This window comes from Pseudomonas bharatica, assembly GCF_048586865.1.
Lineage (GTDB): Bacteria > Pseudomonadota > Gammaproteobacteria > Pseudomonadales > Pseudomonadaceae > Aquipseudomonas > Aquipseudomonas bharatica.
The window spans coordinates 19,471-41,743 of record NZ_JBMAWR010000029.1 but is presented as its reverse complement, the minus strand read 5'-3'; the positions used below and the strand labels follow the sequence as shown (position 1 = coordinate 41,743).

General features: G+C 65.2%; 22 protein-coding genes and 1 riboswitch. Of the genes, 16 read left to right on the top strand and 6 right to left on the bottom strand.

Annotated elements, in window-relative coordinates:
- Positions 1–72: 72 nt before the first annotated feature.
- From cysM to ACKLLE_RS24135, 5 genes are all read left to right on the top strand, one after another.
- Positions 73–975: a cysteine synthase CysM gene (gene cysM, locus ACKLLE_RS24155; RefSeq protein ID WP_037059881.1), complete on the top strand. Its 903-nt coding sequence runs from the start codon at positions 73–75 to the stop codon at positions 973–975.
- Positions 975–2,342, top strand: coding sequence for a 23S rRNA (uracil(1939)-C(5))-methyltransferase RlmD (gene rlmD / locus ACKLLE_RS24150; RefSeq protein WP_420059282.1), 1,368 nt, complete (start codon positions 975–977; stop codon positions 2,340–2,342). Before cysM ends, rlmD begins: the two co-directional genes overlap by 1 nt.
- A 90-nt stretch (positions 2,343–2,432) precedes the next feature.
- Positions 2,433–4,673, top strand: a complete 2,241-nt coding sequence (gene relA, locus ACKLLE_RS24145; protein ID WP_009397967.1) for a GTP diphosphokinase — start codon at positions 2,433–2,435, stop codon at positions 4,671–4,673.
- A gap of 51 nt (positions 4,674–4,724) precedes the next feature.
- On the top strand, positions 4,725–5,555 hold the full coding sequence (gene mazG / locus ACKLLE_RS24140) for a nucleoside triphosphate pyrophosphohydrolase (protein ID WP_009397966.1): 831 nt from the start codon (positions 4,725–4,727) through the stop codon (positions 5,553–5,555).
- 27 nt (positions 5,556–5,582) lie between these two features.
- Positions 5,583–6,122 carry a DUF2058 domain-containing protein gene (locus ACKLLE_RS24135; protein ID WP_009397965.1) on the top strand — a complete coding sequence of 180 codons (540 nt, stop codon included), beginning with the start codon at positions 5,583–5,585 and terminating at the stop codon, positions 6,120–6,122.
- A gap of 65 nt (positions 6,123–6,187) precedes the next feature.
- Here the strand turns inward: ACKLLE_RS24135 and ACKLLE_RS24130 are convergent, their stop codons facing one another.
- From ACKLLE_RS24130 to purM, 4 genes are all read right to left on the bottom strand, one after another.
- Complete coding sequence (locus ACKLLE_RS24130; RefSeq protein ID WP_009397964.1) at positions 6,188–6,370, bottom strand: hypothetical protein; 183 nt, start codon at positions 6,368–6,370, stop codon at positions 6,188–6,190.
- Positions 6,371–6,638: 268 nt separating this feature from the next.
- Positions 6,639–7,349 (bottom strand): DUF3108 domain-containing protein, encoded by a 711-nt coding sequence (locus ACKLLE_RS24125; RefSeq protein WP_009407376.1) that lies wholly within the window; start codon positions 7,347–7,349, stop codon positions 6,639–6,641.
- Between the two features lie 8 nt (positions 7,350–7,357).
- Complete coding sequence (gene purN, locus ACKLLE_RS24120; protein ID WP_420059281.1) at positions 7,358–8,011, bottom strand: phosphoribosylglycinamide formyltransferase; 654 nt, start codon at positions 8,009–8,011, stop codon at positions 7,358–7,360.
- Positions 8,011–9,069 (bottom strand): phosphoribosylformylglycinamidine cyclo-ligase, encoded by a 1,059-nt coding sequence (gene purM / locus ACKLLE_RS24115; RefSeq protein ID WP_009407380.1) that lies wholly within the window; start codon positions 9,067–9,069, stop codon positions 8,011–8,013. Before purM ends, purN begins: the two co-directional genes overlap by 1 nt.
- A gap of 333 nt (positions 9,070–9,402) precedes the next feature.
- On the opposite strand from purM, the gene ACKLLE_RS24110 reads away from it, so the two are divergent.
- The 5 genes from ACKLLE_RS24110 (at position 9,403) to ACKLLE_RS24090 (ending at position 13,798) form a co-directional block, all read left to right on the top strand.
- Positions 9,403–10,458, top strand: a complete 1,056-nt coding sequence (locus ACKLLE_RS24110; protein WP_064305016.1) for a DUF2066 domain-containing protein — start codon at positions 9,403–9,405, stop codon at positions 10,456–10,458.
- Between the two features lie 12 nt (positions 10,459–10,470).
- A complete protein-coding gene (locus ACKLLE_RS24105; RefSeq protein WP_064305015.1) occupies positions 10,471–11,544 on the top strand; it encodes an AI-2E family transporter in 1,074 nt (357 codons plus the stop codon).
- Between the two features lie 115 nt (positions 11,545–11,659).
- Positions 11,660–12,364 (top strand): DnaA regulatory inactivator Hda, encoded by a 705-nt coding sequence (hda, locus tag ACKLLE_RS24100; RefSeq protein WP_009407385.1) that lies wholly within the window; start codon positions 11,660–11,662, stop codon positions 12,362–12,364.
- A 115-nt stretch (positions 12,365–12,479) separates the two neighbouring features.
- The gene (locus ACKLLE_RS24095) at positions 12,480–13,121 is read left to right on the top strand and encodes a C40 family peptidase (protein WP_009407387.1); all 642 of its coding nucleotides are present in this window, start codon (positions 12,480–12,482) and stop codon (positions 13,119–13,121) included.
- 137 nt (positions 13,122–13,258) lie between these two features.
- Complete coding sequence (locus ACKLLE_RS24090; protein ID WP_081263301.1) at positions 13,259–13,798, top strand: NlpC/P60 family protein; 540 nt, start codon at positions 13,259–13,261, stop codon at positions 13,796–13,798.
- 107 nt (positions 13,799–13,905) lie between these two features.
- Here ACKLLE_RS24090 and ACKLLE_RS24085 read toward each other — a convergent pair whose 3' ends face one another.
- Together ACKLLE_RS24085 and ACKLLE_RS24080 are read right to left on the bottom strand one after the other, a co-directional pair.
- The gene (locus ACKLLE_RS24085) at positions 13,906–15,222 is read right to left on the bottom strand and encodes a PQQ-dependent sugar dehydrogenase (protein WP_420059280.1); all 1,317 of its coding nucleotides are present in this window, start codon (positions 15,220–15,222) and stop codon (positions 13,906–13,908) included.
- Positions 15,223–15,317: 95 nt separating this feature from the next.
- Positions 15,318–15,896 carry a hypothetical protein gene (locus ACKLLE_RS24080; RefSeq protein ID WP_420059279.1) on the bottom strand — a complete coding sequence of 193 codons (579 nt, stop codon included), beginning with the start codon at positions 15,894–15,896 and terminating at the stop codon, positions 15,318–15,320.
- A gap of 158 nt (positions 15,897–16,054) precedes the next feature.
- A riboswitch (cobalamin riboswitch) is annotated at positions 16,055–16,264 on the top strand.
- Between the two features lie 117 nt (positions 16,265–16,381).
- Between ACKLLE_RS24080 and cobO the strand changes: the two genes are divergently transcribed.
- The 6 genes from cobO to ACKLLE_RS24050 are packed head-to-tail and all read left to right on the top strand — an operon-like array spanning position 16,382 to position 22,273.
- The gene (gene cobO / locus ACKLLE_RS24075) at positions 16,382–16,993 is read left to right on the top strand and encodes a cob(I)yrinic acid a,c-diamide adenosyltransferase (RefSeq protein ID WP_420059278.1); all 612 of its coding nucleotides are present in this window, start codon (positions 16,382–16,384) and stop codon (positions 16,991–16,993) included.
- Positions 16,990–18,285: a cobyrinic acid a,c-diamide synthase CobB gene (locus ACKLLE_RS24070; protein ID WP_420059277.1), complete on the top strand. Its 1,296-nt coding sequence runs from the start codon at positions 16,990–16,992 to the stop codon at positions 18,283–18,285. Before cobO ends, ACKLLE_RS24070 begins: the two co-directional genes overlap by 4 nt.
- On the top strand, positions 18,282–18,932 hold the full coding sequence (gene bluB / locus ACKLLE_RS24065; RefSeq protein ID WP_420059276.1) for a 5,6-dimethylbenzimidazole synthase: 651 nt from the start codon (positions 18,282–18,284) through the stop codon (positions 18,930–18,932). The genes ACKLLE_RS24070 and bluB overlap by 4 nt, the downstream gene beginning before the upstream one ends.
- A complete protein-coding gene (gene cbiB / locus ACKLLE_RS24060) occupies positions 18,929–19,837 on the top strand; it encodes an adenosylcobinamide-phosphate synthase CbiB (protein ID WP_420059275.1) in 909 nt (302 codons plus the stop codon). The genes bluB and cbiB overlap by 4 nt, the downstream gene beginning before the upstream one ends.
- The gene (gene cobD, locus ACKLLE_RS24055; RefSeq protein ID WP_420059274.1) at positions 19,830–20,822 is read left to right on the top strand and encodes a threonine-phosphate decarboxylase CobD; all 993 of its coding nucleotides are present in this window, start codon (positions 19,830–19,832) and stop codon (positions 20,820–20,822) included. The genes cbiB and cobD overlap by 8 nt, the downstream gene beginning before the upstream one ends.
- Entirely contained in the window at positions 20,819–22,273 is a 1,455-nt protein-coding gene (locus ACKLLE_RS24050; RefSeq protein WP_420059273.1) for a cobyric acid synthase, read from the top strand. The genes cobD and ACKLLE_RS24050 overlap by 4 nt, the downstream gene beginning before the upstream one ends.

Here is a 22,273-nt window from a genome sequence, read left to right as displayed (position 1 = left end):
ATTGCGTGATATGGAGTGCGACGGTTTGCCGGTATGATAGGCGGCCCCGTGAGTCTGGATTGCGAAAACGCCATGACCTTGCAGTACCCCACCATCGCCGATTGCGTCGGCAATACCCCCCTGGTCCGCCTGCAACGCATGGCCGGCGACACCAGCAATACTCTCCTGGTGAAACTCGAAGGCAACAACCCGGCGGGTTCGGTCAAGGACCGTCCGGCGCTGTCGATGATCACCCGTGCCGAGCTGCGCGGTCAGATCAAGCCGGGCGATACCCTGATCGAGGCGACCTCCGGCAACACCGGTATCGCCCTGGCCATGGCGGCGGCGATCAAGGGCTACAAGATGATCCTGATCATGCCCGACAACTCCAGCGCCGAACGCAAGGCGGCGATGACCGCCTATGGTGCCGAGCTGATCCTGGTCAGCAAGGAAGAGGGCATGGAAGGTGCCCGTGACCTGGCCGAGCGCCTGCGTGACCAAGGTCGCGGCCTGGTCCTCGACCAGTTCGGCAACGGTGACAACCCCGAGGCCCACTACGTCAGCACCGGCCCGGAAATCTGGCGCCAGACCGGCGGCAACATCACCCACTTCATCAGTTCCATGGGCACCACCGGCACCATCATGGGCTGCTCGCGCTACCTCAAGGAGCAGAACCCGCAGGTGCAGATCGTCGGCCTGCAGCCGATGGAGGGCTCGGCCATCCCGGGCATCCGTCGCTGGCCCGAGGAATACCTGCCGTCGATCTTCCAGGCCGAGCGCGTCGATCGCGTGGTCGACATGGCCCAGAGCGAAGCCGAGGAAACCACCCGTCGCCTGGCCCGGGAAGAGGGCATTTTCTGCGGCGTGTCGTCCGGTGGTGCAGTGGCAGCCATGCTGCGCCTGTCCCGCGAAGTGGAGAACGCGACCATGGTGGCAATCATCTGCGACCGTGGCGACCGCTATCTGTCGACCGGCATTTTCGACGCGGATCGCTGATGTCCAAAGGTAAACGTAACGGCGGCCTGCGCTTCCAGCCGGCCGGCGGCAGCCGTGCGCCCCAGGTGCCGACGGGCAAGAAGCAGCGCCTGACCATCGAGCGCCTGGCTGGCGATGGCCGCGGCATCGCCTTCCTCGACGGCCGCACCTGGTTCGTCAGCGGTGCGCTGGCGGGCGAAGAGGTCGAGGCGCGAGTGCTCAATGCCCATGGCAAGGTGGTCGAGGCCCGCCTGGAGCGGGTCTTCGGCGCCAGTGCCCAGCGCCGCGCGGCACCCTGCCGGCACTTCGAGCGTTGTGGCGGCTGCAACCTGCAGCACCTGTCCCATGACGATCAGCTTCAGCTCAAGCAGCGCCTGCTTGCCGAACAGTTGCAGCGGGTGGCGGGTGTCGTGCCCGAGCAATGGGCCGCGCCCTTGAGCGGGCCGGAATTCGGCTATCGCCGCCGGGCCCGGATTGCGGTGCGCTGGGATCACAAGACGAAGAAACTCGACGTCGGTTTCCGCGCCGAAGCCAGCCAGGACATCATCGCCATCGACGACTGTCCGGTGCTGGTACAGCCCTTGCAGTCGGTGCTGCGCCATCTGCCGCTGCTGTTGCAGAGCCTGGGCAAGCCCCAGGTGGTAGGGCACGTCGAGTTGTTCAGCGGTACCGCCCTGGCCATGCTGGTGCGCCACACCGCACCGCTGGGCGAGGTGGACCTCGGCAAGCTGAAAGCCTTCTGCGCCGAAGCTGGCGTGCAGCTCTGGCTGCAAGGCGAAGGCGAGCCCTGGTCGGTGGAACCGGAGCAGTCCCTCGGGTTCGAACTGCAGCCCTGGAACCTGACCCTGGCCTATCGCCCGGGCGATTTCGTCCAGGTCAACGCCGGCGTCAATACGGCGATGATCGAACAGGCCCTCGACTGGCTCGCCCCGCAGAATGACGAGCGCGTGCTGGACCTGTTCTGCGGCCTGGGCAACTTCGCCCTGCCGCTTGCGCAGAAGGCCGCCGAGGTGGTGGCCGTGGAAGGGGTGCAGGCAATGGTCGAACGGGCCGCTGCCAATGCCCGTAGCAATAATTTGAATAATGTTCGCTGTTTTCAGGCGGATTTATCCCAACCGCTGGCAGCGTCCGGGTGGGCGACGGAAGGCTTTTCTGCGGTACTCTTGGACCCACCCCGAGACGGTGCCTACGAAGTCGTCAGAAATATCGCAGCACTGGGTGGAAAGCGCTTGGTCTATGTGTCGTGCAATCCGGCGACCCTGGCCCGCGATACGCTTGAGTTGATCAAGCAGGGTTACCGGTTAAAAAGGGCCGGGATCCTCGACATGTTCCCGCAGACAGCACATGTCGAGGCCATGGCGTTATTCGAGGCGGGTCAGCCAGGCTGACCGCCCGGTGTCGTGCCTTTATCGATCTGTGGCACGGCACCCGAGTTTTCAGGCGCATCGCGCATGCGCTGCAGGAAAAGGTAAACAAAGATGGTACAGGTGAGAGTGCACCAGCCGGTCAACACCGACGGCAGTATCAATCTCGAAGCATGGCTGGATCACGTGTGCAGCGTCGACGCGGCGCTGGATCGCGAAGCGCTGAAGGTTGCCTGCGAATTCGCCCAGGAAATCGAGAAGCAGGGCAACCAGGCCAAACACTCCTGGGCCGATGGCACCTCGAGTTTCCAGGCCGGTCTTGAAATCGCCGAAATCCTCGCGGACCTCAAGCTCGACCAGGACTCGCTGGTCGCCGCGATCATTTATCGCGCCGTGCGCGAGGGCAAGGCAACCCTGGCCGAAGTCGCCCAGCGCTTCGGTCCGGTGGTGTCCAAGCTCATCGACGGCGTGCTGCGCATGGCCGCCATCAGCGCCAGTCTCAATCCGCGCCAGTCCCTGGTGCTGGGTTCCCAGGCCCAGGTGGAAAACCTGCGCAAGATGCTCGTGGCCATGGTCGATGATGTGCGCGTGGCCCTGATCAAGCTGGCCGAACGCACCTGCGCCATTCGCGCGGTGAAGGGCGCCGACGACGAGAAGCGCCACCGTGTCGCCCGCGAGGTCTTCGATATCTACGCGCCGCTGGCGCATCGCCTGGGTATCGGCCATATCAAGTGGGAGCTGGAGGACCTGTCCTTCCGCTACCTGGAGCCGGACCAGTACAAGCAGATCGCCAAGCTCCTGCACGAGCGCCGGCTCGATCGCGAACGCTTCATCAACGACGTCATGGCCCAGTTGCAGAACGAACTGCTGGCCACCGGGGTCAAGGCCGATATCAGCGGTCGAGCGAAACATATCTATTCCATCTGGCGCAAGATGCAGCGCAAGGGCCTGGAGTTCAGCCAGATCTACGACGTGCGCGCGGTGCGGGTACTGGTTCCGGAAATGCGCGACTGCTACACCGCGCTCGGCATCGTCCACACCCTGTGGCGGCACATTCCCAAGGAGTTCGACGACTACATCGCCAACCCCAAGGAAAACGGCTATCGCTCCCTGCACACCGCGGTGATCGGGCCCGAGGGCAAGGTCCTCGAGGTGCAGATCCGCACCCACGCCATGCACGAGGAAGCCGAGCTGGGCGTGTGTGCCCACTGGCGCTACAAGGGCACCGACGTCAAGTCCGGCTCCAACCACTACGAAGAGAAGATCTCGTGGCTGCGCCAGGTCCTGGAGTGGCACGAGGAGCTGGGCGATATCGGCGGCCTGGCCGAGCAGTTGCGGGTGGATATCGAGCCCGACCGGGTCTACGTGTTCACCCCTGACGGTCACGCCATCGACCTGCCCAAGGGCGCGACGCCGCTGGACTTCGCCTACCGGGTGCACACCGAGATCGGCCACAACTGCCGGGGCGCCAAGATCAACGGGCGCATCGTGCCGCTCAACTACAGCCTGCAGACCGGCGAGCAGGTGGAGATCATCACCAGCAAGCACGGCAACCCGAGCCGCGACTGGCTGAACTCCAACCTCGGCTATGTCACCACCTCGCGGGCGCGGGCGAAGATCGTCCACTGGTTCAAGCTGCAGGCCCGTGACCAGAACGTTGCGGCCGGCAAGACCCTGCTGGAGCGCGAGCTGAACCGCCTCGGCCTGCCCCAGGTGGACTTCGAGCGCCTGGCGGAAAAAGCCAACCTGCGTACCGCCGAGGACATGTTCGCTTCCCTCGGTGCCGGCGACCTGCGCCTGGCCCACCTGGTCAACGCCGCCCAGCAATTGGTGGAACCGGAGCGGATCGAGGAAATCGATCTCATCACCCGCAAGGCCACCGGCTTCAAGCCGGGCAAGCGCGGCGACATCCAGATCCAGGGCGTGGGCAACCTGCTGACCCAGATGGCCGGCTGCTGCCAGCCGCTGCCGGGGGATGCCATCGTCGGCTACATCACCCAGGGCCGCGGCGTGACCATCCACCGCCAGGACTGCGCTTCGGTATTGCAACTGGGCGGGCGCGAGCCGGAACGGATCATCCAGGTCAGCTGGGGGCCGGTGCCGGTGCAGACCTATCCGGTGGACATCATGGTGCGTGCCTACGACCGTCCGGGGTTGCTGCGTGACGTCTCCCAGGTCCTGCTCAACGAGCGGATCAACGTGCTGGCGGTCAACACCCGCTCGAACAAGGAAGACAACACCGCGCTGATGTCGCTGACCATCGAGATTCCCGGCCTGGATGCCCTCGGCCGCCTGCTCGGGCGTATCTCGCAGTTGCCGAACATCATCGAGACCCGGCGCAACCGCACCCCTTGACCGAGACAGGCCCGCCCTCGCGGCGGGCCTGTGCTGTTACGAGAAGCCACGATGTACACCCTGGACGACCTGCTGCACCTCATGGCCCGCCTGCGCGATCCGCAATACGGCTGCCCGTGGGACCTGAAACAGACCTACGCGAGCATCGTTCCCCATACCCTGGAGGAAGCCTACGAGGTGGCCGATGCCATCGAACGTGGCGATTTCGAGCACCTCCAGGGCGAACTGGGCGACCTGCTGTTCCAGGTGGTCTACTACAGCCAGCTGGCCATGGAGGAAGGCCGCTTCGAGTTCGCCGGGGTGATCGACAGCATCACCCGCAAGCTGATCCGCCGCCATCCCCATGTATTCCCCACCGGCGAGCTGTATGCGCCGCTGGATACCCCGCGCCTGGATGAACACCAGGTCAAGCAGCGCTGGGAAGAGATCAAGGCCCAGGAGCGGGCCGAGAAGGGCGTTCCCGAACAACTGTCCCTGCTCGATGACGTTCCGGCGGCGCTGCCGGCGCTGTCCCGCGCGGCCAAGTTGCAGAAACGCACGGCCCAGGTCGGTTTCGACTGGCCGGGCCCGCTGCCGGTGCTGGACAAGGTCCGCGAGGAACTGGACGAAGTGCTGGAAGCCATGGCCGACAACGATGCCGTGGCCCTGGCCGATGAAGTGGGCGACCTGCTGTTCGCCACGGTCAACCTGGCCCGGCACCTGAAGATCGACCCGGAAAATGCCCTGCGTGGCGCCAACGCCAAGTTCGAGCGACGCTTCCGTTTTATCGAGCAGGCATTGCGCGACAGCGGGCGTCCGATCGAAGATTGCACCCTCGAAGACTTGGATGCGCTCTGGGGCGAAGCCAAGCGTCAGGAAAAGAACCTGCCCAGCTGCGGCTGAGCGCGATGCATTAAGTGAGTGAACACGATGAGCCTTTCCCTTCGCGACCAATTGCTCAAAGCCGGCCTGGTCAACCAGAAGCAGGTCAAGCAGGTCAACAAAGAGCAAAAGAAGCAGAAACGCCTGGAGCATAAAGGCCAGGTCGAAGTCGACGACAGCCAGCAGCGCCTGGCCAAGGAGGCGATGGCCGAGAAGGTTGCGCGTGACCAGGAACTGAACCGCCAGCAGCAGGAAAAGGCCGAGCAGAAGGCCCGTGCCGCGCAGGTCAAGCAACTGATCGAAGCCTCGCGCCTGCCGAAGCTGACCACCGAGGACTACTACAACTTCGTCGACGACAAGAAGGTCAAGCGCATCTCGGTCAACGCCCTGATGCGCAGCAAGCTGAGCAGTGGCTCGCTGGCCATCGTCGCCCACGCTGGCGGCTACGAGATCATTCCGCGTGAAGCGGCGCTGAAGATCCAGGAGCGCGATCCCAAGCGCATCCTGCTGCTCAATACCCAGGTGGAAGAGCCGGATGCCGACGATCCGTACGCGGCCTACGTGATCCCGGACGACCTGATGTGGTGATCTGATTCGGTAGAAACGACAAACCCCGCCATGGCGGGGTTTGTTTTATGTGGAAAAGGCTGGTTTCAGGACTGGGTCCGGCGGGTTTCCCAGACTTCCAGTTCCATGCGGTAGCGGTGGGCTTCGTGTTCAGTGTGGAACATGCCGACCAATTGGCCCTGCTGGTGCACATCCCAGATGCGTACGCCAGCGGCGACGCCTTCGTGGGACAGTTTCGATTCGTCGCGCTCAGTTACTTTGACAGTCATGTGCAAACTCCAAATCCGGTTAACTGCGGCACTCTGTCGCAGGCCTCATTTATAGGATTTGTTAGCTCGCTAAGTAAATTAAAAGCGCCATGAAAGATCTTTCATGCTTGCTCTTGAGGGCCTCATCGCCGGCAACGCCGGCTCCCACAGGGACCTGAGTACATCGCCGATCCTTGTGGGAGCCGGCGTTGCCGGCGATGAGGCCGTCCCAGGCAAAAGAAAACCCCGCACTTGGCGGGGTTCCCGAATACAACGAACAACCAGCCGGTCAGTTACCCTTGACCGCCTTGCCATCCACCGTGCCGTCCTGCAGCACGATCACGTATTCCTTGCCATCGGTCTCGACCTGGCGCAGTTGCACCAGCAGGTAGTCCCAGTCCTTGGCGAACCACAGCTCGGTGATGCGCTTGCTCTGGCTTGGATCGCGGACGCGCTCGACCTTGATCGCATCGACCTGGCCGGTCCGGGTGGTGACCTTCTCGGTGCCCAGTACGCGGAAGTCGTAGGTGTCGATCTCGTCGCCATCGACTACCTGGTAGCTCACGCTTTTCTTGCCGGCAGCCACGTCATGCTGCAGCGCCAGCTGGTAGGTGGACTTGTCCAGTACGCCACGGTTGAGCGGCAGCTTCACCGCGTCGCCACGGTCGGTGCCGGTGATGACCTTCTGCGACCAGTCGAAGTCCAGGTCGACTTTCTTGGCCTTGCCCAGGCCGCCACGTTCGAAGTGATAGCTCTGCGGCAGCAGGGTGTCCTTGTCCAGCGACAGGGTGCTTTGCTCGGTCAGGCTGGCGATCATCATCGACGCCTTGAAGTTGAGGCTCCAGGTGCCGTTGGCGTTCTTTTCCAGGCTGCGTTCGGCAGTGCCGCTCATGGGCAGTTGCTTCCAGTCGGCGGTATAGCTGGCCGAGAAGGGTTTCAGCTCGGCTGCCTGAAGCGGCAGTGCGAGCACGGCGAGGGCGAGAAGCAGGGCGCGACGCATAAAATCTCCTAGGGTCGAATCAAGTGGCCGCTGGCCGCCAGGGGCTGGCCATCCAGTAGAGCACCGCTTTCACCGAGGCGCAAACGGCCTGCGGCGAACCAGCTCACTGCCAGCGGGTAGATCTGGTGTTCCTGGCTGTGAACCCTCTGCGCCAGGGTCTCTGGCGTGTCATCCGGGGCCACCGGGATGATTGCCTGTACGACCAGCGGCCCGCCATCGAGTTCCTCGGTGACGAAGTGCACGCTGCAGCCATGCTCGGCATCACCCGCCTCCAGCGCGCGCTGGTGGGTGTGCAGGCCCTTGTACTTGGGCAGCAGGGAAGGGTGGATATTCAGCAGGCGCCCGGCGTAGTGGCGGACGAAGTCGGCGCTGAGGATGCGCATGAAGCCGGCGAGCACTACCAGTTGCGGCGAGAAGGCATCGATCCGCTCGATCAGGGCCTGGTCGAAGGCTTCGCGGCCGTCGAACGCCTTGTGATCGAGCACGGCGGTGTCGATGCCGGCGTCACGGGCGCGCTGCAGGCCGTAGGCATCGGCGCGGTTGGAAATCACGGCGCGGATCCGGACCGGGGAATCCCCGGCACGGGCGCTGTCGATCAAGGCTTGCAGGTTGCTGCCGGAACCCGACAGCAACACCACCACATCGCACTTCCTGGTGGGCATCAGTGTGCCTTGACGTTCTTCAGCTCGACCTGGGCGGCGCCTTCGGCGGCCACGCCGATCTGGCCGATCACCCAAGGCTGCTCACCGGCCTGGCGCAGGCTGTTCAGGGCGGTTTCGACCTGGTCCTGGGCCACGCAGATGACCATGCCGACGCCGCAGTTCAGCACGCGGTGCATTTCGTGCTCGTCGACATTGCCTTGCTCTTGCAGCCAGTTGAAGACCGCAGGGCGCTCCCAGCTCGCCACGTCGACGATCGCCTGGGCGCCTTTTGGCAGGACGCGCGGGATGTTGTCCAGCAGGCCGCCGCCGGTGATGTGGGCCATGGCCTTGACCGCGCCGGTCTCCTTGATCAGCTTGAGCAGCGGCTTGACGTAGATGCGGGTCGGCGCCATCAGCAGTTCGGTCAGCGGCTTGCCGTCCAGTTGCACCTGCTCGATGTCGGCACCGGAGACTTCGATGATCTTGCGGATCAGCGAGTAGCCGTTGGAGTGCGGGCCGGAGGATGGCAGGGCGATCAGGGCGTCACCGGTGGCGACCTTCGAACCGTCGATGATCTCGGCCTTTTCCACCACACCCACGCAGAAGCCGGCCAGGTCGTAGTCTTCGCCTTCGTACATGCCCGGCATCTCGGCGGTTTCACCGCCGACCAGCGAGCAGCCGGCCAGTTCGCAGCCGGCGCCGATGCCGGTGACCACGGTGGCGGCCACATCGACGTTGAGCTTGCCGGTGGCGTAGTAGTCGAGGAAGAACAGCGGCTCGGCGCCACAGACCACCAGGTCGTTGACGCACATGGCGACCAGGTCCTGGCCGATCGAGTCGTGCTTGTTCAGGTTCAGCGCCAGGCGCAGCTTGGTGCCGACGCCGTCGGTGCCGGAGACCAGGACGGGTTGCTTGTAGCCGGCCGGGATTTCACAGAGGGCGCCAAAGCCGCCCAGGCCGCCCATGACTTCCGGGCGCGCGGTGCGCTTGGCCACGCCTTTGATGCGTTCGACCAAGGCTTCGCCGGCGTCGATGTCTACACCGGCGTCCTTGTAGCTAAGGGAGGGTTGCTTGCTCATGTGATCCAGGCCTTTAGGAGGGAGGGATTCGGGGAAATCGACCCTGACCTGCCAGGCTGCGGGGAAAACTGGATCCGCCTGCCCGACCGTCAGTGGTCTGCGAAGGCGCGCGATTTTATCAGGGTTGCCCGGCAGCGGCCATCCTCAGGCCGACGGGCAGGGCCTGAATATAAGGAAAAAACATGAATCACCGCGGGCGGGTGGTTGCCTTGTCACGGCCTGTATAAGGTATAGGAGGTGAAACAGCGCCTACCCAGTGAATTTTGCGCTGTGGCGAGGGTCTTGGCTTCACGCTGGACTTCGCTTCTTTCTATATCTGGACAGGAATCCTTCATGCCTTTGCGTTCATATCTGTTCGGTTGCTGCGTTGCCCTGTTCGCCGTGGCGGCCCAGGCCGAAAGCGTCTCCGGGCTGTACCAGGTGCGCGAGCCGCTGGCCGGGCAGGGTGCCGATGCCCGCGCCCAGGCTACCCAGGCGGCGCTGGACACCCTGGTCCTGCGCCTGACCGGCGATCCCAAGGCGCCGCAGAATCCCGGGCTTGCCGAATTGCGCAAGGACCCGCAACAGATCATCAGCCAGTTCGGCACCGAGGCCGGTCCGCCGGAAACCCTGCTGGTGGACTTCGACCCCGGCAGCACCGAGCGTGCCCTGCGCAAGGCCGGGCTGGCCCTGTGGGGCAGCAACCGTCCGGCGATCCTCGGCTGGTGGTTGAACGACAGCACCGAGGGCTCCAGCCTGGTCGGCGATGGCCAGAGCAATGCCGAAGTGCTGCGCCGTGCCGCCCAGCACCGTGGCCTGCCGCTGCGCCTGCCACTGGGCGACCTGGAAGAACAATTGGTCGCCACGCCGAAGAATCTCGAAGGTACTGACCCTTCGCCGCTGCAGGCCGCCTCCGGGCGCTACGCTGCCGACGCGCTGCTGGCGGTGCATGCCAGCGAAGCCGATGGCAAGTGGAATGGCACCTGGCGCCTGTGGCTGGGCGAGCAGCGTGAACAGGGCAAGGTCGAGGGCGCAGACCAGGCGGCCGTGGCCGATGCCGTGATGCTCGCGGTGAGCCAGCGCCTGGCGCCGCGTTTCGTGGCCAGGCCGGGGGCCAGCAGCGAGCAGCAGGTCCAGGTCCAGGGCATGAACCTGGAGCGCTATGCCGAGCTGGGCCGGGTGCTCGAACCGTTCGGTGGTCGGGTCATCGAGGTGCAGGGCGATGTCATGACCTGGAAGGCCACCGGCAGCAGCGACCAATTGCGGGCCCAGCTGGGCCTGGCGAAACTGCAGGAAGTGCCAGCCGATGCTGCCCAGGTGGCTGCACCGGCAGCTGCGACGCCCGCCGGGCCAGGTGCGCAACCGGCACCCGCGCCGGCCCCGTTCACCGGCCTGCGTTTTCGCTGGTAAGGAGCCGTCGCGATGATCGACCTGCGCCGCTGGATGTGGCCTATCGCGCTGCTGGCGCTAGGCATTCTTCTCTATCTTCTGCACGGCATCCTTTCGCCGTTCCTGGTCGGGATACTCCTGGCCTACCTGGGCGATCCGCTGGTGGATCGCCTGGAACGCATGGGCTTGTCGCGTACCGCCGGGGTGGCGGTGGTCTTCGCCTTGTTCAGCCTGGTCCTGCTGGCGATGCTGCTGGTGCTGATTCCGATGCTGGCCAAGCAACTGGTGCGCCTGTACGAAGTCGCGCCGCAGATGCTCGACTGGCTGCAGCACGTGGCGCTGCCCTGGGTCCAGGTCAAGCTGGGCCTGGCCGACGGTTTCTGGAAATTCGACAAGGTCAAGGCCGCCATCAGCGCCCATATGGGCCAGACCACCGATATCGTCGGCGTGGTGCTGTCCCAGGTCACCGCCTCCGGCCTGGCGCTGGTCGGCTGGCTGGCCAACCTGGTGCTGATCCCGGTGGTGGGCTTCTACCTGTTGCGCGACTGGGACCTGATGATGGCCAGGCTGCGCAGCCTGCTGCCGCGCCAGCGCGAGCCGCAGGTGGTGGAGCTGGCGGGGGAATGCCACGAGGTGCTCGGCGCCTTCGTTCGCGGCCAGTTGCTGGTGATGCTGGCCCTGGGCGTGATCTACGCCTCGGGGTTGATGCTGGTGGGGCTGGAGCTGGGCCTGCTGATCGGCCTGCTGGCCGGGCTGGCGGCGATCGTGCCCTACATGGGCTTCATCATCGGGATCGGCGCGGCGATGGTCGCCGGGCTGTTCCAGTTCGGTGTCGATCCCTATCCGCTGCTGGGTATCGTGGCCGTGTTCATGGTCGGCCAGGCGCTGGAGGGTATGGTCCTGACTCCACTGCTGGTTGGCGATCGCATCGGCCTGCATCCGGTGGCGGTGATCTTCGCCATTCTTGCCGGTGGCGAGCTGTTCGGCTTTACCGGGGTGCTGCTGGCCCTGCCGGCAGCGGCGGTGATCATGGTGCTGCTGCGTCATATGCATGACTTCTACAAGAAGTCGGACATGTATGGCGAGGAGATCGATCCGCATCTCTAGGCTGCTCTGCAAGCCTTTGATTTTCTTCGCTCATTGTGCGACCGACGGCGCAGGTATAGACTTTGCAAACTTTTACCAAGGGCCCTTTGCGGTTCCTCGCGACCGCCCAGCCAGCATGAAACCGATCCAGTTGCCCCTGGGTGTGCGTCTGCGCGATGACGCCACCTTCATCAACTACTATCCGGGTGCCAACGCCGCAGCATTGGGCTACGTCGAGCGACTCTGCGAAGCCGACGCCGGCTGGACCGAAAGCCTGATCTACCTGTGGGGCAAGCAGGGGGTCGGGCGTACTCATCTGTTGCAGGCCGCCTGCCTGCGTTTCGAGCAACTGGGCGAGCCCGCCGTCTACCTGCCGCTGGCGCAACTGCTCGACCGGGGTGTCGAACTGCTGGACCATCTGGAGCAGTACGAGCTGGTGTGCCTCGACGACCTGCATGTGATCGCCGGCAAGCCGGAGTGGGAAGAGGCCATGTTCCATCTCTTCAATCGCCTGCGCGACAGCGGCCGGCGCCTGTTGCTGGCGGCGTCCGCCTCGCCGCGGGAGTTGCCGATCAAGCTACCCGACCTCAAGTCGCGCCTGACCATGGCCCTGATCTTCCAGATGCGCGCCCTGTCCGACGAAGACAAACTGCGCGCCCTGCAACTGCGCGCGTCTCGCCGTGGCCTGCACATGACCGATGAAGTCGGGCATTTCATCCTTACCCGCGGTACTCGCAGCATGAGTGCGCTGTTCGACCTGCTGGAGCGCCTGGACCAGGCTTCCCTGCAGGAAAAACGCAAGCTCACCATCCCCTTCCTGAAGGAAACGTTGGGCTGGTAAACCGCGTCCTTGACCTGTCGCACATAAAAGTCACATTTTTTTCGATTGAATTTGCAAATCGAATCGATAGAAGGCATAGTCGCGACTTCATCAAATTCAAGACACGGTCGTGCCCATGCTGAATCGCTTCGCACCCCTCGTGCCCCTCGCACTCGTGACGCTGCTGTTTGGCTGCGCGGCTCATAGCCCGGCCCCGCAACAGCAGGATCACTTCTCCGTTTCCGCCAAGTCCGCTACCAAGTCCTCCGTCGAGGCTTCCGTCTTCGAGGAAGAGCTGGCTACCGAGCAGGATCTGGAACAATTCTCCAGCAGCAAGTCCTACCAGCTGCCCGCCCTGGCCGACAGCATCCTCGAGCGCGGCATGTCGCTGATCGGTACCCGCTACCGCTTCGGTGGCACCTCCGAGCAGTCGGGCTTCGATTGCAGCGGCTTCATCGGTTACCTGTTCCGCGAGGAAGCCGGCATGACCCTGCCGCGTTCGACCCGCGAGATGATCAACGTCGATGCGCCGCTGGTTTCGCGCAACAACCTCAAGCCCGGTGACCTGCTGTTCTTCAGCACCAACGGTCGCGGGCGCGTCAGCCATGCCGGCATCTACCTGGGCGACAACCAGTTCATCCATTCCAGCAGCCGCCGCAGCGGTGGTGTGCGGATCGACAGCCTGGGTGATCGCTACTGGAGCAAGACCTTCATCGAGGCCAAGCGCGCCCTGGCCTTGGCGCCGCCGGCAGCGACCACGACACTTTCGCGCAACTAAGCGATTCGCAGCGGTGTCAGACACACGGCGACTATGCTGAAAAGCTAGTCGCCGTGCGTGTTTACAGAAAACGTCTAATCTGATTTCTCACCACTTATTCCGGCCCCGCGCCGGGCTCCTTCAGACAGGATGTTCTGATGAAGACGATGATGGCGCGTTCAGCGGTATTGTCCCTGGCAGCACTGCTCGGTGCCTGCTCCAGCCAGGCTCCGACCCCGGCCCCGGTGGTCCAGCCGGCCTATGTTCCTGCCCAGATCAGCTACTCGCCAGCCGCTGAGGACGTGCTTTTCCGCGCCCTTGGCCTGGTCGGCACGCCCTATCGCTGGGGCGGCAATACGCCGGATTCCGGCTTCGATTGCAGTGGCCTGATCGGTTATGTCTACCGCGATGCGGCAGGTATTTCCCTGCCACGTTCGACCCGCGAGATGATCGTCATGCGTGCCCCGGACGTTCAGCGTGATGCGCTGCAATCGGGGGATGTGGTGTTCTTTGCGACGAACGGTGCGAGCCAGGTGAACCACGCTGGCATCTACGTCGGGGAAGGGCGCTTCGTGCATGCTCCATCCACCGGTGGGACGGTGCGGCTGGATTATCTGTCGAACAACTACTGGCAGAAGTCTTACCTGAATGCGAAGCGGGTGTTGATGGCGCCTGCACATCTGGCACATAACCCGTAGGAAGGGCGTACGCGGACCTTGTGGGAGCGGGTTCACCCGCGATGCGGTGGTGAATTCACCGACGTCATCGCGGGTGAACCCGCTCCCACAAGGTCCGCGTACGCCCGTTAGTTCGTCCTGCTCACCCGCCACACCACATTCCCCACATCGTCCGCCACCAGTACTCCGCCCCTCTGGTCAGTGACCACGCCCACGGGCCTGCCCATGGCCTTGCCCTCTTCGTTCAAGAAGCCCGTCAGCAGGTCCACCGGTTTACCCGCAGGTTTGCCTTCGCTATTGAACGGCACGAAAAGAACCTTGTAGCCACTGTGCGGCTTGCGGTTCCACGAGCCATGCTGGCCGATGAACGCACCCTGGTCGAACGGCGGCGGCAGTGCCCCGGCCTCGGCGAAGGCCAGGCCCAGCGAGGCGGTATGGGGGCCGACCGCATAGTCGGGGGCGATGGCCTTGGCCACCAGGTTGGGATCCTGCGGGTCTACCCGCACATCCACGTGCTGGCCGTAATAGCTGTAGGGCCAGCCATAGAAGGCTCCGTCCTGCACCGAGGTGATGTAGTCCGGTACCAGGTCGCTGCCGATCTCGTCGCGTTCGTTCACGGCGGTCCATAGCTGTCCGCTGTGCGGCTCCCAGGCCAGGCCGTTGGGGTTGCGCAGGCCGGAAGCGAAGATCCGGTGCTGGCCGGTGGCCGGGTCCACTTCCCAGATCGCCGCACGTCCTTCTTCCTTGTCCATGCCGTTCTCGGCCACGTTGCTGTTGGAGCCGACGGTGACGTAGAGCTTGCTGCCGTCCTTGCTGGCGATCACGTTCTTGGTCCAGTGGTGGTTCAGCGGCCCGCCCGGCAACTCGGTGACCGGCTCGCCGGTGCCATTCAGCGAGGTGGCGCCCTCCTGGTACTTGAAGCGCAGCAGGCGGTCGGTATCGGCAACGTACAGGTCATTGCCGACCAGGGCCATGCCGAAGGGTGAATTGAGATCCTTGAGGAATACCGTGCGGGTTTCCGCCACGCCATCCTTGTCAGCATCGCGCAGCAGGGTGATGCGGTTGGCGCTGGGCACCCCGGCGCCGGCCTTGGCCATGACCTTCTTCATCACCCAGCCGCGGATGCCCTTGCTGTCCTCGGGCTTCTCCGGCGCGTTGGTTTCCGCCACCAGTACGTCGCCGTTGGGCAGGACATACAGCCAGCGCGGATGGTCCAGGCCATCGGCGAACGCGGCCACCCGCGTGCCCTGGGCCGCCTTGGGCGTGCTGCCGTCGGGCCAGCCCACCGCCGGGGCGATGTTCACCGTGGGGATCAGGGTCTTGTTCGGCTCCGGCAATTGCGGCGAAGGGCCGCTGCCATCCGTGACCTGGAGGCGGGCGGATTCGCCGCAGGCGGTCAGGCCGGTGGTGATGGCCAGCAGGATGGCGAGGCGCAGGGTGGGCATGGTCTGACTCCTTGGGAAGATCCTAAGAAGTCAGAGATTGAATCATGCAGGGAGGTTCAATTACCGGGGACCGCTCCAAGGCAGCCCAAAGTATTTCAGGCCTGCTTCAGGAGCAACGCCACTCCCGGATAGTACTGCCCCACCTCGTCATGCAACTTGCGATACCCATACGGAAAGCACCAGGCAATCGCACAGGCGGTGTGCTTTTGCAGATCGTCCACCAGGTCCTGCAACTCCTCCGGGCTGGCATGCTGCCCCAGTTTGCTCGGGCTGACGAACAGTGCCGCGATCTTCAACTGGCTCGGATAGGCGATGGCCTTGGCCTGCGTGGCCGTCTCCTGCAGCGCCCCGTCCAGGTCCAGGCGTCCGACCCTGGGCCAGCGCTGCTGGGCGTGCAGGTAGGCGGATTCATCCTTGCTGGCGATCAGCAGGTCGCAGTGCGCGCCGCGGTCGCCTTCATCCCGCTGTTTCTTGCTCTGGTAACCCTGCAAGCTCACCAGCTCGGCCTGCCAGAGCGCCGCCGAGAACAGTCCCAGGTTGCCTTGCATCCCTTGCCAGTGCGGACCTTCGTTGTCGCCCAGGGTCTGGTTGAAACGTTCGATGCATTCGCCCCAGCGTTCAAGTGCCGGACGCAGGAACTCCAGGCGGGGGTTATTGATGATCAGGCCTTGCATGCTGCTCTCCTTGGTCATTGTTGTACGAGCTACAGCTACAGCGAAAAATCATGGCAATGTGATATCACTGGCTTGGAGTGTGGCACAACGTGAAAGTTGCGCCGTTGGTCGCAATGTGATGGGTGTCTCCAATTGACGCTCCGGGCCCAACCCTCTAACCTTCGCGACGTGTTTCAGGTGCCCCGTGACTGCAAGGTCGACCGGGTGAAACAGGGAAGCCGGTGCGACTCCGGCGCTGCCCCCGCAACGGTAAATCGAGTCAAGACCGCGCATGGCCACTGGGTGTTCGAACCCGGGAAGGCGCCCGGTCAGGATCGCCCGGCGATCCGCTCGTGAGCCCGGAGACCGGCCTGCAAACAGTCAACGGCACCACGGCGGGTGGTGCGCGGTTCTCCGGGCCCTTGCGCCCGGTGCCAGCGCGTCCCTCCGTGCCCCCATCCCCTCAGCTGTCGCCGCTTGGCGTCAGTGGCCCGCGGAGACCCCCGATGAGCGAATCCCCCGAACGTGACCAACGCCACCTGGCGCGCATGCAGCGCAAGAAGGCGGTGATCGACGAGCGCATCGCCAATGCCCCCAACGAATGCGGCCTGCTGCTGGTGCTCAGTGGCAACGGCAAGGGCAAGAGCAGCTCGGCCTTCGGCATGCTCGCCCGGGCCATGGGCCACGGTATGCAATGCGGCGTGGTGCAGTTCATCAAGGGGCGCAATGCCACCGGCGAGGAACTGTTCTTCCGGCGCTTTCCCGAGCAGGTGCGCTATCACGTCATGGGTGAGGGTTTCACCTGGGAAACCCAGGACCGCCAGCGCGATATCGCCGCTGCCGAGGCTGCCTGGGAAGTGTCCCGACAACTGTTGCGCGACCCGCAGATCGGTTTCGTCGTGCTCGATGAACTGAATATCGCCCTCAAGCACGGCTACCTCGACCTCGACAGCGTGCTCGCCGACCTCCAGGCCCGCCCGCCGATGCAGCATGTGATCGTTACCGGTCGCGGCGCCAAGGACGAAATGATCGAGCTGGCCGATACGGTCACCGAGATGGGCATGGTCAAGCACGCGTTCCAGGCCGGCATCCGCGCGCAGAAGGGCGTCGAACTATGAGCGACACCCGGCATTGCCCGGCGGTGCTGATCGCCGCGCCGGCTTCCGGCCAGGGCAAGACCACCGTCACTGCCGCCCTGGCCCGCTTGCATCGCAACCAGGGGCGCAAGGTCCGCGTGTTCAAGTGCGGCCCGGACTTTCTCGACCCGATGATCCTCGAACGGGCCAGCGGTGCCCCGGTGTACCAGCTCGACCTGTGGATGGTCGGTGTCGAGGAAAGCCGGCGCCTGCTCTGGGAAGCGGCGGGCGAGGCCGACCTGATCCTGATCGAAGGGGTGATGGGGTTGTTCGACGGCACGCCGTCCAGCGCCGACCTCGCCCGTCACTTCGGCGTGCCGGTACTGGCGGTGATCGACGGTACCGCCATGGCCCAGACCTTCGGCGCCCTGGCACTGGGCCTGGCCCGTTATCAGCCCGACCTGCCCTTTGCCGGCGTGCTCGCCAACCGGGTTGGCTCGCTGCGCCATGCACAACTGCTCGAAGGCAGCCTGACCGAAGGCTTGCGCTGGTACGGCGGCCTGTCCCGGGAAACCGGGATCGAGTTGCCGAGTCGCCACCTCGGCCTGGTCCAGGCCAGCGAACTGACCGACCTCGACCTGCGCCTCGACGCTGCCGCCAAGGCCCTGGGTGATAGCTGCCAGTCCTCCTTGCCGCCGCCCGTGGCCTTCGAGCAGCCCGCTCCCCGGCCTATCGAGCCCATGCTGGAAGGCGTGCGCATCGCCGTGGCTCGTGACGAAGCCTTTGCCTTCACCTATGGCGCCAGCCTCGACCTGCTGCGGGAGATGGGCGCCGAGCTGCGCTTCTTCTCGCCGATCCATGATGGTGAACTGCCGGACGCCGAGAGCCTGTACCTGCCAGGCGGTTACCCGGAACTGCATCACCATGCCCTGGCCGCCAACGCACCGATGCTGGCGGCGATCCGTGCCCATCACCAGGCCGGCAAGCCACTGCTGGCCGAATGCGGTGGCATGCTTTACCTGCTCGAAGCCCTGACCGACGTCGCCGGCGAACGGGCTGAACTGGCCGGCCTCCTGCCGGGCGAGGCGAACATGCAGAAGCGCCTTGCCGCCCTGGCATTGCAGAGCGTGGAATTGCCGGAAGGCACGCTGCGCGGCCATACCTATCACCATTCCCTGACCAGCACCGCACTGGAGCCCATCGCCCGGGGCCAGAGCCCCAATGGCGGGCGCGGCGCGGAAGCGGTGTACCGCATCGGCCGGCTGACGGCCTCCTACGTGCACTTCTACTTTCCGTCCAACCCCGCTGCGCTGGCGGCGCTGCTGGCGCCATGAACGAGCACACCTACAGCGAGGCCGAGCGTGCGGCCATCTACCGGGCCATTGGCGAACGTCGCGATATGCGTCATTTCAGTGGTGGCGAGGTGGCGCCGGCGCTGCTTGCGCGCCTGCTCGAGGCGGCGCACCAAGCACCCAGCGTCGGCCTGATGCAGCCCTGGCGTTTTATCCGCATCACCCAGCGCGTGTTGCGCCAGCGTATCCAGGCCCTGGTCGAGGACGAGCGCCTGCGCACCGCCGAGGCCCTCGGCCAGCGCTCCGACGAGTTCATGCAACTCAAGGTGGAAGGCATCAACGATTGCGCCGAACTGCTGGTGGCGGCGCTGATGGACAAGCGCGAGGCACATATCTTTGGCCGCCGCACCCTGCCGGAGATGGACCTGGCCTCGCTGTCCTGCGCGATCCAGAATCTCTGGCTGGCCGCCCGCGCCGAAGGCCTGGGCATGGGCTGGGTGTCGCTGTTCGATCCGCAGGCCCTGGCCGACCTGCTGCACATGCCCGCCGGGGCCAAGCCCCTGGCGATACTCTGCCTCGGCCCGGTCCATGAGTTCTATCCGGCGCCTATGCTCGCGCTGGAAGGCTGGACCACGCCCCGGCCGCTGGCCGACATGCTGTTTGAAAACCAATGGGGAGAAGCCGAATGAGTGTGGCCTTGCTGACCGTGGCCGGGGTGGCGCTGGATGCGCTGCTGGGCGAGCCGCGGCGCTGGCATCCGCTGGTGGCCTTCGGCCGTTTCGCCGGGCGCCTGGAACAACGCTTCAATTCCGGCGGGCGCGGCTGGCGCAGTCATGGCGTCACGGCCTGGTTCCTTGCGGTGATTCCGTTGACCCTGCTGGCGACCGCGTTGTCCTGGTTGCCTTATATCGGCTGGCTGGTGGAGATTCTCGCGCTGTACTGCGCCCTTGGCCTGCGCAGCCTTGGCGAGCATGTGCAGCCGGTGGCCGATGCCCTGCGCGGCGGCGACCTGGACGAGGCGCGCAAGCGGGTCGGCTACCTGGTCAGCCGGGAAACCGCCGAACTCGATGAGACCGCCGTGGCCCGCGCTGCCACCGAATCGGTGCTGGAGAATGGCAGCGATGCGGTATTCGCCGGGCTGTTCTGGTTCGTCATCGCCGGCGCGCCGGGCGTGGTGCTCTATCGCCTGAGCAACACCCTGGACGCCATGTGGGGTTACCGCAACGAGCGTTTCGAACGCTTCGGCTGGGCGGCGGCGCGGATCGACGATGTCCTCAACTATGTGCCGGCGCGGCTGGTGGCGCTGACCTACGCGCTGCTCGGCAAAACCCGTCTGGCGCTGAAGTGCTGGCGCCAGCAGGGCCCGAAGTGGGACAGCCCGAATGCGGGGCCGGTGATGGCTTCCGGCGCCGGTGCGCTGGGTGTCGAACTGGGTGGTTCGGCTGTCTATCACGGCGAGCTGCACGAACGCCCGCAACTAGGCGAAGGCCCGCCAGCGGACGCCGGCGCCATCGAACGCGGCTGGCAACTGGTCTGCAAGGGCGTGTGGCTGTGGTTGCTGCTGCTGTGCCTGGGAGCGGAATTCTATGCTTGAACACGGTGGCCGCCTGCTGCGGGCGATCGAACACTACGGTATCCCCCGTAAGGACTGGCTGGACCTGTCCAGCGGCATCGCGCCTTGGGCCTTCCCGGTTCCCGAAATTCCCTTGCGCGCCTGGGCACGCCTGCCGGAGACCGATGATGGTCTGGAGCAGGCCGCCGCGGCCTACTACGGCGTCAGCGCACTGCTGCCGGTGGCCGGTTCCCAGGCAGCGATCCAGGCCCTGCCGCGCTTGCGGGCGCGAGGCAACGTCGGTGTGGTTTCGCCGTGCTATGCCGAGCATGCCGCTGCCTGGCGCCGGGCCGGGCATCATCTGTCGGAACTGGGCGAAGATCAGGTCGAGGCGCGGCTGGATGATCTCGACGTGCTGGTGCTGGTCAATCCGAACAACCCCACCGGACGTCTGTTCGGCCCGGAAACCCTGCTTGGCTGGCATGAGCGCCTGGCCCGGCGGGGTGGCTGGCTGCTGGTGGACGAAGCCTTCATGGACAACACCCCGGCCCACAGTATTGCGGCGTTCAGCCAGCGGCCGGGGCTGATCGTGCTGCGTTCGTTCGGCAAGTTCTTCGGCCTGGCCGGGGTGCGCCTCGGTTTCGTGCTGGCCGAAACGGCGCTGTTGCGCGCCCTGGCGGAAGAGCTGGGGCCTTGGTCGATCAGCGGGCCGACCCGGGTCCTCGGGCAGGCGAGCTTCGCCGACAGTGAAAGCCAGCGCGTGCAGACCGAACGCTGCGCCACCGCCAGCGCCCGTCTCGCCGCCTTGCTGGCGTCCGCCGGCCTGGCGCCCGCCGGTGGCTGTGACCTGTTCCAGTACCTGCGCCACGACCAGGCGGCGCTGTTCCACGATTTCATGGCCCGGCGCGGCATTCTCCTGCGCCTGTTCGACCACCCTCCGGGCCTGCGCTTCGGCCTGCCTGCCGACGAAGCCGACTGGCAACGCCTGGCCGCTGCGCTGGCCGCCTACCGCAAGGAACAGCCATGACCACCCTGATGGTGCAGGGCACCACCTCCGATGCCGGCAAAAGTACCCTGGTCACTGCGCTGTGCCGCTGGCTGAAACGCCAGGGCGTCGGCGTGGTGCCGTTCAAGCCGCAGAACATGGCGCTCAACAGCGCGGTCACCGCCGACGGCGGCGAGATCGGTCGGGCCCAGGCGGTGCAGGCCCAGGCCTGCGGGCTGGAGCCGCATACCGACATGAACCCGGTGCTGCTCAAGCCCAACAGCGACACCGGGGCGCAGGTCATCGTCCATGGCCGCGCGGTCACCAGCATGAATGCGGTGGCCTATCACGACTACAAGGCCATCGCCATGCAGGCGGTGCTCGCTTCGCACCGGCGCCTGAGCGCCGCGTATCCCGTGGTGATGGTGGAAGGTGCCGGCTCGCCGGCCGAGATCAACCTGCGTGCCGGCGATATTGCCAACATGGGCTTTGCCGAGGCGGTGGATTGCCCGGTGATCCTGGTTGCCGATATCAATCGCGGCGGGGTGTTCGCCCATCTGGTCGGTACCCTGGAACTGCTGTCGCCGAGCGAGCAGGCGCGGGTCAAGGGGTTCGTCATCAACCGCTTCCGCGGTGACATCGCCTTGCTCCAGCCCGGCCTCGACTGGCTGGAAGAGCGCACCGGCAAGCCGGTACTGGGCGTGCTGCCCTACGTGATGGACCTGCACCTGGAGGCCGAGGATGGTCTCGACCGCCGCCAGGGCGCCAAGGCGGCGCAGGTACTCAAGGTTATCGTTCCGGTGCTGCCGCGGATCAGCAACCACACCGACTTCGACCCGCTGCGCCTGCATCCCCAGGTGGACCTGCAATTCATCGGCCCGGGCGAGGCGATTCCGCCGGCCGACCTGATCATCCTGCCCGGCTCGAAAAGCGTGCGCGGCGATCTGGCGCAATTGCGCGAGCGCGGCTGGGAACAGGCGATTGCCCGCCACCTGCGCTATGGTGGCAAGCTGGTGGGAATCTGTGGCGGCCTGCAGATGCTCGGCCATGAGGTGCATGATCCGCTGGGGCTGGAAGGGCCCGCAGGGAGCAGCCCGGGGTTGGCGCTGCTGGACTACTCGACGGTGCTGGAGGCGCACAAGCAGCTGCGCAATGTCAGTGGCAGGCTGACTCTGGAACAGGCCGCGATCAGCGGCTACGAGATCCATGCCGGCGTCACCGAGGGGCGGGCCCTGGAGCGTCCGGCGGTGAAACTGGCCGACGGTCGCGACGACGGCGCCATCAGCGCCGACGGCCAGATCCTCGCCACTTATCTCCATGGCCTGTTCGAATCCCCCGACTCCTGTGCCGCGCTGTTGCGCTGGGCCGGGCTCGAACAGGTCGAGCGCATCGACTACCACGCCCTGCGCGAGCGGGATATCGAGCGCCTTGCCGACCTGGTCGACAAGCACCTGGACCCGGCGCACCTTCGTCAACTCTGCGGGCTCGACTGA